The 12,707-nt window shown below is 71.7% G+C and carries 9 protein-coding genes; 5 read left to right on the forward strand and 4 right to left on the reverse strand.

The features are described 5' to 3' along the window. Positions 1-163 precede the first annotated feature (163 nt). The gene (locus tag AB0L06_RS40385) at positions 164-1,756 is read left to right on the forward strand and encodes a phospholipid carrier-dependent glycosyltransferase (protein ID WP_500236693.1); all 1,593 of its coding nucleotides are present in this window, start codon (positions 164-166) and stop codon (positions 1,754-1,756) included. On the opposite strand, the gene AB0L06_RS40390 is transcribed toward AB0L06_RS40385, so the two are convergent. Both AB0L06_RS40390 and AB0L06_RS40395 read right to left on the reverse strand, forming a co-directional pair. Further along, complete coding sequence (locus AB0L06_RS40390; protein ID WP_500236695.1) at positions 1,692-3,191, reverse strand: CoA-acylating methylmalonate-semialdehyde dehydrogenase; 1,500 nt, start codon at positions 3,189-3,191, stop codon at positions 1,692-1,694. The two genes, AB0L06_RS40385 and AB0L06_RS40390, sit on opposite strands and share 65 nt — an antisense overlap. Continuing rightward, positions 3,188-4,492: an aspartate aminotransferase family protein gene (locus AB0L06_RS40395; RefSeq protein WP_500236696.1), complete on the reverse strand. Its 1,305-nt coding sequence runs from the start codon at positions 4,490-4,492 to the stop codon at positions 3,188-3,190. Before AB0L06_RS40395 ends, AB0L06_RS40390 begins: the two co-directional genes overlap by 4 nt. A gap of 218 nt (positions 4,493-4,710) precedes the next feature. On the opposite strand from AB0L06_RS40395, the gene AB0L06_RS40400 reads away from it, so the two are divergent. Next, on the forward strand, positions 4,711-6,342 hold the full coding sequence (locus AB0L06_RS40400; RefSeq protein ID WP_500236698.1) for a PucR family transcriptional regulator: 1,632 nt from the start codon (positions 4,711-4,713) through the stop codon (positions 6,340-6,342). A 65-nt stretch (positions 6,343-6,407) separates the two neighbouring features. Here the strand turns inward: AB0L06_RS40400 and AB0L06_RS40405 are convergent, their stop codons facing one another. After that, positions 6,408-8,342: an NAD(P)-binding protein gene (locus tag AB0L06_RS40405; RefSeq protein ID WP_500236700.1), complete on the reverse strand. Its 1,935-nt coding sequence runs from the start codon at positions 8,340-8,342 to the stop codon at positions 6,408-6,410. A gap of 377 nt (positions 8,343-8,719) precedes the next feature. Between AB0L06_RS40405 and AB0L06_RS40410 the strand changes: the two genes are divergently transcribed. Beyond that, a complete protein-coding gene (locus AB0L06_RS40410; RefSeq protein WP_500236701.1) occupies positions 8,720-9,466 on the forward strand; it encodes an SDR family oxidoreductase in 747 nt (248 codons plus the stop codon). 63 nt (positions 9,467-9,529) lie between these two features. Further along, positions 9,530-10,411 (forward strand): lysophospholipid acyltransferase family protein, encoded by an 882-nt coding sequence (locus tag AB0L06_RS40415; RefSeq protein ID WP_500236703.1) that lies wholly within the window; start codon positions 9,530-9,532, stop codon positions 10,409-10,411. Between the two features lie 349 nt (positions 10,412-10,760). On the opposite strand, the gene AB0L06_RS40420 is transcribed toward AB0L06_RS40415, so the two are convergent. Beyond that, on the reverse strand, positions 10,761-11,297 hold the full coding sequence (locus AB0L06_RS40420; protein ID WP_500236704.1) for a helix-turn-helix transcriptional regulator: 537 nt from the start codon (positions 11,295-11,297) through the stop codon (positions 10,761-10,763). Positions 11,298-11,496: 199 nt separating this feature from the next. On the opposite strand from AB0L06_RS40420, the gene AB0L06_RS40425 reads away from it, so the two are divergent. Beyond that, positions 11,497-12,702 (forward strand): hypothetical protein, encoded by a 1,206-nt coding sequence (locus AB0L06_RS40425; protein ID WP_500236706.1) that lies wholly within the window; start codon positions 11,497-11,499, stop codon positions 12,700-12,702. Positions 12,703-12,707 lie beyond the last annotated feature (5 nt).

Genomic DNA, 12,707 nt, shown 5'->3' on the forward strand with positions numbered 1-12,707 from the left:
CCGGCGCTGCGCCCCGTTAACCCCGGGGACACCGGGCGTGCCTAGCGTGGACGGTCCTGTGACCGACGACACCGATCGCGGCCGCCGCTCGACCGGCAGGCAATTCGCGAATTTTCAAGCCATCTGGGCGTTTCCGCGCCGAGTGTCCCTGCGGCAGGCCGCCGTGCGGACACCCCTCCGGCGTCCCCCGGAGTCCGAGCCCCGCGCGCCCGGGCCCGGGAGCCGTGCGTCCACGCCCGAGCGGCACGCGGTCCCGCGGAGTGCTTCGGAGTGGCGTGCGTTCGCGCGGCGGCACGCGCTGTTCCTCGTCGCGCTGCTGGGCGCGGCCGCGCTGCGCTGGACGACGCTACGCGCCTATCCGTCCGGTCTGTGGTTCACCGGGGACTCGTACTTCTACATCGGGCACGCGCTCAATCCGCGCCCCTCCCCGACGCGCACCACCGGCTATTCGATGCTGTTGTGGCTGCTCAGACCCGCGCACAGCCTCTTTCTGATCGTGTTCGTGCAGCACGTCCTCGGGCTGGCGGTCGCGGTGATGCTGTACGCGCTGCTGCGTCGGGCCCGACTGCCCGGATGGGGAGCAGTCCTGGCCTCGCTGCCGGTGCTGTTCGACGGGTACCAGATCGAGCTCGAGCACCTGGTCATGTCGGAGACGCTGTTCACGTTCCTGCTGGTCTCGGGTATGACGGTGCTGCTCTGGCGTCCGCTCGGGACGGATCGGGCGCGGCCGTCCTGGAAGCAGGCGCTCGCCGCCGGAGCGTTGCTGAGCGCCGCGACGATCGTGCGCTCGGCAGGCGCGCCGCTCGTTCCGCTGCTGCCGCTCGGGCTGCTGCTGTGGCGCGGCGGCTGGCGGCCCGCGGTGGCCTTCGGGACCGCGGCGGCCGTCCCGCTGCTCTCGTACGCGTTCTGGTTCCAGCAGGTCAACGGCACGTTCGCGCTGACGACCAGCGACGGCATCTTCCTCTGGGGGCGGACGGCGAACTGGGCGTCCTGCACGAAGATCCGTCCGCCCGCGGACGAACGGGACCTGTGCCTGCCCAGGCGCGTCCAGGCGCGGCGCATCCCGCCCGGACGGCTCGACTGGATCAGCACGATCCCGCCGCGTCGGCGCTGGCGGTTCGTGGCCGCCCCCGAAGCGAACAAGACGCTGCGCGACTTCGCGATCGGCGCGGTCCTCGCCCAACCGCGCGCGTACGTGAGCGACGTCCTGCGCGGCATCGGCTACACGTTCGAGAACCGGCGGCGTCCGTACCCGAACGACACGACCGAGATGCTGTACCACTTCCGGGACCGTCCGCAGATCTTCCCGGGCGGACGCGGCTGGAGCGGCCATGGCGGGACGGCGTTGGGCGACATCCTCACCTACACCGACAACGGCGTCCCAAGCCGGGTGAACTCGCCCGAGGCGCAGCGCATGATGGCCTACCAGAACCACGTCTACCTGCCGGGACCGGCGCTCGGCGCGGTCTTCGCGGTGGGCGCGGTCGCGGTGCTGCGGCGCGGCCGGACGGCCTTCCTGGCCCTCGGCACGGCCGCGACGCTGCTGGTGTTCCCGATCGCGACGGCCGACTTCGACTACCGGTACGTCATGCCCGTCCTGCCGTTCGCGTGCCTGGCGGCGGCCCTCGCGTTCGCTCCCCGGAACGGGAACGGCCCCGGCGGTGCCGGGGCCGTCTACCACTGGGTTCGGACTAGCCGTTGGTGGGGAAGCCCAGGTTCACGCCGCCGTGGGACGGGTCCAGCCAGCGAGCCGTGACCGCCTTCGTGCGGGTGTAGAAGTGGACGCCCTCCATGCCGTGGGCGTGGCTGTCGCCGAACAGCGACGCCTTCCAGCCGCCGAAGGAGTAGTACGCCATCGGCACGGGGATCGGCACGTTGATGCCGACCATGCCGACCTCCACCTCGTTCTGGAAGCGGCGCGCCGCCCCGCCGTCGTTGGTGAAGATCGCCGTGCCGTTGCCGTACGGGTTGTCCGCAAGCAGGCCCATCGCCTCGTCATAGGAGTCGACGCGGGCGACGGTCAGGACGGGACCGAAGATCTCGTCCTTGTAGCAGTCCATGTCCGCGGTGACGTGGTCGAGGACGGTCGGGCCGAGCCAGAAGCCGTCCGCGCCGCCGCCGAGCACCGGCGTCTCGCGGCCGTCGATCGCCAGGGTCGCGCCCTGCGCCACGCCGCTGTCCAGGTACGACGCGACCTTGTCCCGGTGCGCGCGGGTGACCAGCGGGCCCATCTCCGACTCGGGGTCGTCCCCCGGGCCGATCCTCAGCTTGGCGACGCGCTCCTTGATCTTGGCGAGCAGCTCGTCCCCGACCGGGTCGACCGCGACGACGACCGAGATCGCCATGCAGCGCTCGCCGGCCGAGCCGAAGCCCGCCGAGACGGCCGCGTCGGCGGCCAGGTCGAGGTCGGCGTCCGGCAGCACGACCATGTGGTTCTTCGCGCCGCCGAGGGCCTGCACGCGCTTGCCGTTGCGGGCCGCCGTCTCGTAGATGTACCGCGCGATCGGGGTCGAGCCGACGAAGCTGACCGCCTTGACGTCGGGGTGCTCGAGCAGGCCGTCCACCGCGGCCTTGTCGCCGTGGACGACGTTGAACACACCGTCCGGCAGCCCGGCCTCGGCCCACAGCTCGGCGATCCGGACCGACGCGGACGGGTCCTTCTCCGACGGCTTGAGCACGAAGGTGTTGCCGCAGGCGATCGCCACCGGGAACATCCACATCGGCACCATGGCCGGGAAGTTGAACGGGGTGATCCCGGCGCACACGCCGACCGGCTGCAGGATCGAGTACGCGTCCACCTTCGAGGACACGTTCTCCGAGAAGCCGCCCTTGAGCAGGTGCGGGATCCCGCACGCGAACTCGACGACCTCCAGGCCGCGGGCGACCTCGCCCGCCGCGTCCGACACGACCTTGCCGTGCTCGGCGGAGATCAGGCGGGCCAGCTCGTCCCTGTGCCGGTGGACGAGCTCGCGGAACCGGAACAGGATCGCGGTGCGCTTCGACAGGGACGTGTCGCGCCAGCCCGGGAAGGCGGCCTTCGCGGCGGCGACGGCGGCGTCCACCTCGGCGGACGAGGCGAAGTCGACACTTCCCGCGACCTCACCGAGCGCGGGGTCGAAGATCTCGCCCTGCCGCTCGGCGGAGCCCTCGAAGGGCTTGCCGTTGATCCAGTGGGTGACGTGCTTGCTCACTTGCGGGCCCCGTTCACGGTTTCAAGGGAGTCGATCAGGATGCCCAGGCCCTCGGCGGCCTCGGCGTCGGAGAGGGTCAGCGGCGGCGCCATCCGGACGGTGTTGCCGTACAGGCCGCCCTTGCCGACCAGCAGGCCGCGCTCGCGGGTCGCCTCCATGACGGCGGTGGCGAGCTCGGGGCTCGGCGCACCGGTCTCCGGGTCGGCGAACTCGATCGCGAACATCAGGCCGCGGCCGCGGATCTCCTTGACGATCGGGAAGCGCGGCGCGGCCTCCTCGAGGCCGCCGATGATGGTCGCGCCCTGCTTCTTGGCGTTGGCCTGCAGGTCGTGGTCCAGGACGTAGTCGAGCGTGGCGTTGGCGGCGGCCATCGAGACCGGGTTGCCGCCGAAGGTGGCCAGGCCGACCGCGTGCAGGTTGTCCATCAGGTCGCCGCGGGCGACGACGCCGCCGACGGCGAAGCCGTTGCCGAGGCCCTTGGCGAAGGTCATGATGTCCGGCGTCACGCCGTGGTTGCCGATGCCGAAGAAGCTGTCGCCGGTGCGGCCCCAGCCCGTCTGCACCTCGTCCGAGATGAACAGGATGCCCTGCTCGTCCAGGACCTCCCTGTACGCGGCGAACAGCCCGTCGGGGGCGGCGGTGAACCCGCCGACGCCCTGGATCGGCTCGGCGATGAGCGCCGCGACGTCGCCACCGGTCGCCGTCGCGAGGACGTGCCGCAGGTCGGCGACGCACGCCTCGATGTACTCGGCGTCCGACATGCCCTTGAACTGGGGCAGGTGGCGGTCCGCGCCGTGCAGGAAGTGGGTGTTCAGCGGCGAGTAGGAGTTGTTCTTCCAGGCCCGGTTCGAGGTGACGCCGACGGCGCCGAAGGACCGGCCGTGGTAGCTCTGCCGCATCGCGAGGACCTGGTCGGTCTTGCGCGCGTAGGTGGCGAGGAGCAGCGCCGTCTCGTTCGCCTCGGTGCCGGAGTTGGTGAAGAAGACCTTGGCGTCCGGAATGCCGGAGAGCCGGGCGATCTTCTCGGCCAGCTCGACCTGCCCGCGCAGCAGGTAGGCGGTGGAGGTGTGCACGACACCGGTGGCGAGTTGCCGCTCGACCGCCTCGCGCACCTCCGGCACGTCGTAGCCGATCATGTTCGTCAGGATGCCGACGAAGAAGTCCAGGTAGGTGGAGCCCTCGGCGTCGGTCACGCGGCTGCCCTTGCCGGAGACGAGCTCGATCGGGTGCGCGTAGTTGAGCGCGAGCCACGACGGCATGACGGCGCGGTGGCGCTGGAGAAGCGAGGCGTGTTCGGACATGTCTTCATCCTCGGGCGGGGCCGGGCGGCTCTGCTACCCGCACAGTGTCAACATGCACGGCGAAGTATTGACGTCCTGGCAGGCGGATTGTCACGATATCCGCAGTCGATACGGGGCCTCTATCAGGGATTCCGCACCTTCGGGCGATGCCAGATCCCGACAGCGTGTAAGGGGCCGGGCGAATCGTCCTGACACAGTGTCGGATACCATCGGGCTCGATGCTTCCCACCGTCGCCGATGTCCTCCAGCTGGAGGCGGTCCGCCGAGGCCAGCCCAGAGTGGTCGCGGGCGCCGACCGCCTCGGCAACCTCGTGCGCTGGGTGCACGTCGCCGAGGTCGCCGACATCGCCCACCTGCTGCACGGCGGCGAGCTGGTCCTCACCACCGGCATCGCCCTCCCGGACGAGCCGGAGCGGCTGCGCGTCTACATCTCCGAGCTCGCCGAGGTCGGGGTGTCCGGACTGATGGTCGAGCTGGGCCGGCGGTACGCCGCCGAGCTGCCCGCGTCGCTGCTCGCCGCCGCCGAGGAGCACGGCCTGCCCGTCATCGTCCTGGCCCACGAGCCCGCGTTCGTCGACATCACCGAGTCCGTGCACGCCCGCATCCTGCAGGACCAGTTCGCCGAGCTGCGCGCGTCCGAGCAGCTGCACGAGATCTTCACCCAGCTGTCGGTGGAGGGCGCGTCCACCGAGGAGGTCGTCCGGCAGGTCGTCGCGCTGTGCGGGCACGCGGTCGTGCTGGAGAACCTCGCCCACCAGGTGCTCGCGATGGACTCCGGCCCCCGCGACCCGGCCGAGCTGCTGTCGGCGTGGGAGACCCGGTCCCGGGCCGTCCGGCCGCGCAACCGCACGGCGTTCGAGGAGGCGTCCGGCTGGCTGGTCACCACGGTCGGCGCCCGCGGCGAGGACTGGGGACGGCTGATCATCACCCTCGGCCGCCCGCCCACCCCGCGCGAGACCGTCCTGATCGAGCGCGCCGCCACCACGCTCGCGCTCGGCCGGCTGCTCGACCGGCACGCCGAGTCGGTGGAGCGCCAGGCCCACCGGACGATCATCGCCCGGATCCTCGCGCACTCCTACTCCGACCCGCAGGAGGCCGCCGCGCGCGCCCGCGCCCTCGGCGTCCCGCTGTCCGGCCGCCGACTGCTCGGCGTCGTCCTGCGGCCCCGCACCTCGTCCTCGCCGACCTCGCCGGTCGTCGCCGGGGAACTCGCCGAGCTCGCCGAGACGGCCGCCGCCGCCTGCAAGGACGCCCGGCTCTCCGCGCTCGTCGGCGTGCTCGACGAAGGCGGTCCGCACGCCCGCGTCGGCGTGCTCGCCTCGCTGCCCGCCCGCGCCGACGCCGAGACCGCACTGAACGACATGGGCACCCGCATCCGCAAGCAGTCCGAGGCCGACTACGTGATGGCCGCGGGGTCGGTGGTCGAGTCGATCCGGGACGTCCGCCGCTCGTTCCTGGAGGCCGAGCAGGTCGCCGACGTCGCCGCCCGCTCCTCGTCCGCCCCCGGACGGCTCTTCTACCGGCTGCCCGACCTGCGCCTGCGCGGCCTGCTCCACCTCATGCGGGACGACGCGCGCCTGCAGACCTTCGTCGAACGCGAGCTCGGCCCGATCCTGGAGTACGACGCCCAGCGCGGCAGCGACCTGACCCGCATCCTGGAGCTGTACCTGGAGTCCGGCCGCAACAAGGCCGTCGCCGCGCAGCGCGCCCACCTGTCGCGTCCGGCGTTCTACGAACGGCTGCGGCGCATCGAACGCGTCCTCAACGCCGACCTGGACGACGTGGAGTCGTGCGCGTCCCTGCACGTCGCGCTGCTCGCCCTGTCGTCGGTCCGCTGGGAACGCTCCTGACGCGGTGACCGCAAGGCAACGGCCGGTGACGCGTCGCGTCACCGGCCGTTCGCTTCACACGAGCGTCACGCCATCTGGTTGACGGCACGCCAGGCCGCGTCGATCGCGGCGTCGGCGTAGGCGCGGTTCTCCGAGTCGGAGTTGGCGATCGTGACCCGCCCGAAGGGACGGCGGCCCAGGACGGCGGGCAGCGGGCCGTCCGGCCAGAACGTCGCCCACGGGCGGCCGTACTCCAGCGCGTAGCCGTGGCCCCAGCGGTTGACCGTGATGGCCTGGATGTCCTTGGCCGGGTCGAAGCCGCCCGCCGACAGCACCCGCGTGAGCTGGTCGCGGATCGACCGCTCGTACGACGAGAACGGACGGGCGAACAGGGCGCGGCGCCCCGGGCCGATCCCGCCGCGCGGGTTGCGGAAGCCGGGCGCGGTCGCCATCCGGATCATGTGCACCAGGATCGGCTGGGACGGGTCCTTGGAGAACTGGTAGTCGGGGAAGCTGACCGGGTAGTCCAGCTCGGCGACCACCCAGTCACCGCTGGTGTAGCGGGTGTGGTAGATCCGCAGCTTCTCCCAGGCCTCCCAGTTGCGCAGCTGCACCATCGCGTACACGATCGGCAGCTTCGTCCCGTAGAGCAGGTTCTGCTTCTGGTCGGTGGGCAGGTCCTGCATGAGGTAGGGGATCATGGTGTTGTAGCAGGCCATGATCACGTGGTTCGCGTGGGCCCGGTACACCTTGCCGCCGCGGTCGAAGTCGACCTCCACCTCGTCCGCGGTGACCAGGCCGTTCTTGTGCTGCACCCGGACGGCCGGCGCGTTCAGCCGCAGCCGGACGTCGTTGCCCGCCACGTCCAGTTTGCTGTAGTCGATCCGGGCGAGCGGCTCGGCGTTGAAGCTCTCCGGCGCGCCGGTGTTCGGGATGAGCTGCCCGATCATCAGCTTGCAGAGCCCGTAGTTGCCGTCGGGGAAGTGGTAGATGTACGGGTCGTCCTCGTTCCACTGGATCTGGATCGTGGGACCGCAGTACCGGTAGGGCTGCTTGCCCCGGTCCACCTTCAGGCCGGCGAAGCCCGGGTACTCCAGCGCCCACGAGTCGAGGGCGCCGAACGCGTCGATGCCGAAGCCCCACTCGTCGCTGGTGTAGGTCTGGAGGTAGTTGAGCACCTCCGCCGGCATCTTGGCGTAGTCCCGCAGGTACTCCTTGTAGGTCAGGTCGACGAGCTTCAGCTTCTTCTGGTCGGGCGTCATGCCCGCCATGTAGTCGCCGGGCTTGTCCTGCATCGCGAGGAAGGCCGCCTTGGCCTGCTCGCTCATCGGGGCGCCCGCGAGGGTCTTGGCGGTCTGGGTGTCGTTGTCCATGACCGCGAGGTGGTCGTGGTTGAACAGGTCCCGGGTGAAGAACTCCGAGTCGTTCAGCTTCCACTTCTTGTTGAAGTTCTGGTCGTAGTAGGTGTCGAACTTCTTCAGCTGGACGCCCAGGTCGGAGAGCAGCTTCTTGGCCACCGGGCTCCACACCGAGGGCGCCTCGATGGACTGCGAGCCGCCGTACCCGATCAGCGGCTTCCCGTCGGCCTGGAACTCGTTGCGGCGCGCGTGCCCGCCGAACTCGTCGTGGTTGTCCAGGATGAGGATCTTGGCGTCGGGCTTCTTCTGCTTGTAGAAGTGCGCCGCCGACAGGCCGCTGATGCCCGCGCCGACCACGATGAGGTCGTAGCGCTCCCCGGTGTCCTCGACGGACTTGCCCCCGGCCCAGTAGATGCCGTCGCGCAGCTCGTGCGGGACGCGCATCGCCGGGTTGGTGCTGCCGCGGAGTCCGGTCATGGCGGGCGGATAGGAGCGGTTGCCCGCGCCGGCGTAGTTCCAGCCGTCCGGCGGGTTCACCACCTCGTTGTGGATGCCGCCCCACGAGCCCGCCGAGCACCCCGAGAGCGCCCCCGCGGCCACCGCGCCGCCGACCGCGACCGCCATGCCGTCCATGAAGTCGCGTCGGCTGATCTTCCGGCCCATTCCGAGTTCCTTGTCGGAATGCACCGGTTCATAGGAATTTTCCTCCGCCATCAATCCCCCCGATACACACTGCCCCCGGGAGAAGATCTTCCACGCTTGGGCGGGACGAAAACAACTACAACCCCGGCGGGGACGGTCAACCTGAAATTAAAGCGCCAGAAGGCTATCAGCACCCACTCTGACCTGCGCAGGCACCCCCACCCCTTCAAGGCAAACCCAAAGCGGGATGGTGATTTCCGCAACATCTCACCTGAGCATCAGTTCGCGGACCTAACGAGTGCCGCAAACCCTTTGACTTCCGCCGGATCGCGCCATCGGACCCGCCAGGGAGCCCCCGCGGCAAGGCTTTCCGGACGGCGCGCGCTAATCTTCGGAGAGTGGAGCTAGGACTGGACGGACGCCGCGCCGCCGTGGCCGCGGCGAGCAGCGGACTCGGTTTCGAGGCGGCGCGGGCGCTGATCGCGGAGGGCGCGGTCGTCGCGATCTGCGGGCGCGACCGCGACCGGCTGACCGTCGCCGCCAAACGGCTCGGCGACCGCGCGTACCCGGTGCTCGCCGACGTGGCCACGCCCGAGGGCGCGACCGCGTTCGTCCGCGAGGCGCAGGACGTGCTCGGCGGCGTCGACATCCTGATCACCAACGCGGGCGGCCCGCCGCCGGGCAGCTTCGCGTCCACTCCGCTGGACGCCTACACCCCCGCGCTCGACCTGAACCTGATGTCGGTCGTCGCGATGTGCAAGGCCGCCGTCCCCGCCATGCAGCAGCAGGGCTGGGGACGCGTCGTCGCGATCACCTCGATCTCGGTGCGGCAGCCGATCCCGACGCTGATCCTGTCCAACACCGCGCGCGCCGGAGCGACCGGCTTCCTCAAGACGCTCGCGCTCGAGGTCGCCAAGGACGGCGTGACCGTCAACTCGCTCCAGCCCGGCTACCACGCGACCGAGCGGCTGCGCACGCTGCGCGGCGGCGACTGGGACGCGGTCGCCAACGAGATCCCCACCGGCACCGTCGGCGACCCGGCCGACTTCGGCGCGTTCGTCGCCTTCCTGTGCTCGCAGCAGGCCAAGTTCGTCACCGGCAGCGCCATCACCGTCGACGGCGGCGAGTACGCCGGCCTCCTCTGACACCAGGATCTTCTGGCGGCGACCCCACTTCCGGCGGCGACCGCGTCGCCTAGCATGCGCGGCATGGCCCCCCTTGCCGAGTGGACCCCGCCGTCCGACCACCTGATCCGTGCGGCCGACCTCGCGCTGCGTCCGTGGCGCGCCTGGACCTCCCCCGTCTTCCACGGCCTGGAGAACCTGCCCGAGAACGGCCCCGCGCTGCTCGTCGGCAACCACACCCTGTACGGCGTGGTCGACGCGCCGCTGATCTTCTTCGAGATCCACCGGCGGCGCGGCGTGTGGGTGCGCTCGCTCGCCGACCACGCGCACTGGCTCATCCCCGGCTGGCGCCGGATCATGGACGCCGGCGGCTCGGTGGACGGCACCCGCGACAACTGCCGCGCCCTGCTGGACGCGGGCCACATGGTCGTCGTCTTCCCCGGCGGCGCCCGCGAGGCCGCCCGCGCCCGGCACGAGCGCTACCGGCTGCAGTGGGAGCGGCGCCTCGGCTTCGCCCGGCTGGCCGTCGAGGCGGGCTGCCCGATCGTCCCGTTCGGCTCGGTCGGCGCCGAGGAGATGTTCACGACCGTCCTCGACGCCGACAGCCGCCTGCTGGCGCCCGCCCGCGGACTCGCCCGCTCCGTCCTCGGCGACCGCGCCAAGGGCCGGGACGACTTCATGATGCCGCTCGCGCGCGGCATCGGCCCCACCCTCGTCCCCCGCCCCGAACGCCTCTACTTCCGCTTCGGCGCTCCGATCGACACCACTGCCTGGCAGGGCCGCGAACACGACGACCTCGCCGTCACCGAGGTCCGCGACCTCGCCCGCAAGTCCGTCCAGGAGATCATCGACACCCTCCGCGCCGAACAGTCCGCCGACCGCGGCCGCACCCCCCTCGCCCGCCTCACCCGAGCCCTCACCCGAACCGCAGCCACCCCCACCAAGCCCGGCCCCTTCCCCCGCTGACCAAACCACGGCCCGAGCCCCCGAGCGAGGACGTGCCCGCGGGCAGCCCCGTCCTCAGAGGACATGCCCCCGGGCGGGTCTCTCCCCGCTCGTGTGACCTCGCCTCACTCACGCGCGCAGGGAAGACCTCCTGACCCGCGTTGGCATGCGCACTCCGCCGACGCGCCCACGAGGACAAGACCTGGCGGCGCCCGTTGGACGACCTCAGCCACACGCGAGCGCGCTACCAACCGCGCGGGGCAACGCCGAAGGCGAGCCCCGCGCGGTTGATCGCGAAGCGATGCCGCGCTCGCATGAGCATCCGGGCCGCGTCCGAGCCGCTAGGCGAGGACGCGGAGCCGGGGCTCAATCAACCACTGCGACGACGCTGGAAGGGGAGGTAGCGGTCGGCGCGGCGGGGGCGGGCGGGCATGCCGGTGGACTCGACGGCGAGGATGCGGTCGAAGCGGAAGGCGCGGACGCCGCGGCGGAGGCGGCACCAGCCGACCAGGTACCAGTGGTCACGGTGGACGAGGCAGGTGACGGGTTCGACCTCGCGGATGGTGACGTGGGCGCCGGCGTCGCCGTAGCAGAGCCGGACGACGCGGTGGTCGGTGATGGCGGCGGCGATCACGCGGGCGCGGTCGGCGACGGTGGCCGAGAGCGGGTCGGTGAGGGTCGCGAGGGTGGTCGCGACGACCTCGTCGTGGTCGGCGCCGGGCGGCATGAGGTGGCGGAGGGCGCGGCGGGCGGTGGCCGCCTGCGGCCCCGCGCCGAGGTGGGCCAGGGAGAGCGCGAGGGAGGCGATCTCGGCGGCGGTCAGGGTGGGCTCGGGGGCCTCGAAGAGCGCGTCGGCGGCGGGACCGGTGGAGGTCCGGCCGGAACTGGGGATCACGACGTTCGCCATGGTTCGATTATATGTTCGAGCACCGACATTTTCGCGGGCTCGTCCGGCCGTCGTCCGGCACCGGCCGGTCCTCCCCTTGAGGTGTCCACGCGCATGGTGAACACTGATCCCTCAAAACGGCACCTTTTTCCTGGGATGGCGGGGGCGATCATGGGTTTGCTGGGGAGCCGCGTTGGCTGACGCGGGGCTCGGTCGGCTCATGACAAGGGAAGAGGCGGACGGGGCCCTCGCGCGCCTGAGGGACGAGCGGGAGCGCATCAGCGCGGGCCTGCTCGACCTCGACGGGCATCCCGGACGCCGCATGCTGGAGGGCGCGGCGATGTCCGGCGCGAGCGCGGAGCTCCAGGCGCGGGTGGCCGACCGGATGGCCCGGCTGTGGCTGCTGTTCGACCGGTACCAGGGCGCGCTCTCGGCGGCCGAGGAGCTGCGCGCGCGCCATGCCCGTCCGAAGGCGCCGGAGCTCGCCGAGCTGACCCGGCTGCTGGACGGCCGGTCCGTCGAGCTCGAGGCCGAGCACGTGCCGCTGGAGAAGCGCGGCCTGCTGGGCGGGCCGGGTCCGGAGCGCCTGACGCTGCCGGCGACCGTCCGGCGGATGACGGGCCTGTACGACGAGATCACGCGGGACGTGGCCGCCGTGGACGCGGCGTGGGCGGCGCTGCTGCCCGCGTTGGAGGCCGCCGAGACCCGGCACCGTGAGGCCGCCGCGCTCGCCGCGGCGCTGGAGGCGTCCACCACTGAAGTGGACGGCCTGGGCCGCGAGGTGGCGGAGGCCGGACGCGTCGTCCGGTCCGATCCGCTGTCGCTGGTGAGGAGGGGCGGCCCGGACACGTCCGTCCTGACCACGCTCGCCAACCGGTTGGGCGAGGTCGCCGCGCGCCTCCAGGAGGCCATGCGGCTCCGCGAAGGCTATGCCGGACGTCTCTCCGCCGCCGAAAGCCTCATCGACGAGGTGCGTCGCGCGCACGAGGCGGCCTTGCGCGCGCACGCGGAGGCTCTGGAGAAAATCGCCTCGACCGGGCTTTCCGAGCCGTCCGATCTGGCGGGCGCGCTCAGCGACCGGCTCGCCGCGCTGCGCGGCCTGCCCTCCACCGGACGCTGGGACGAGCTGGCCGAGCGCCTCGCCGACCTGGAACGTGCCGCCACCGAAGCGCGCGCCCGCGCGCAGAGCGAACGGGAACTCGCCATCGGGTTGCTGGAGCGCCGCGAAGAACTGCGCGGCCGGCTGGCCGCCTACCGCGTCAAGGCCGCCCGGCTGGGCCTGGCCGAGGACGCCGAACTCATGACGATCCACGAGCGGACCCGCGAGCTGCTCTGGACGTGCCCCTGCGACCTGCGTGCCGCGACCGTGGCTTTGTCGGGGTACCAGCAGGCCGTCAACTCGCGAGCGAAGGGAGCCGATCGATGATCCCG

The sequence above is a fragment of the Spirillospora sp. NPDC052269 genome (genome assembly GCF_040679435.1).
Classification (GTDB): domain Bacteria; phylum Actinomycetota; class Actinomycetes; order Streptosporangiales; family Streptosporangiaceae; genus Spirillospora.

What these genes read in the sequence shown, in the direction of transcription:
- AB0L06_RS40405 (WP_500236700.1), bottom strand. Translation starts at nt 8,342, where the DNA reads ATGGGCCGGAAGATCAGCCGACGCGACTTCATGGACGGCATGGCGGTC.
- AB0L06_RS40425 (WP_500236706.1), top strand. Translation starts at nt 11,497, where the DNA reads ATGACAAGGGAAGAGGCGGACGGGGCCCTCGCGCGCCTGAGGGACGAG.
- AB0L06_RS40400 (WP_500236698.1), top strand. Translation starts at nt 4,711, where the DNA reads ATGCTTCCCACCGTCGCCGATGTCCTCCAGCTGGAGGCGGTCCGCCGA.
- AB0L06_RS40395 (WP_500236696.1), bottom strand. Translation starts at nt 4,492, where the DNA reads ATGTCCGAACACGCCTCGCTTCTCCAGCGCCACCGCGCCGTCATGCCG.
- AB0L06_RS40420 (WP_500236704.1), bottom strand. Translation starts at nt 11,297, where the DNA reads ATGGCGAACGTCGTGATCCCCAGTTCCGGCCGGACCTCCACCGGTCCC.
- AB0L06_RS40415 (WP_500236703.1), top strand. Translation starts at nt 9,530, where the DNA reads ATGGCCCCCCTTGCCGAGTGGACCCCGCCGTCCGACCACCTGATCCGT.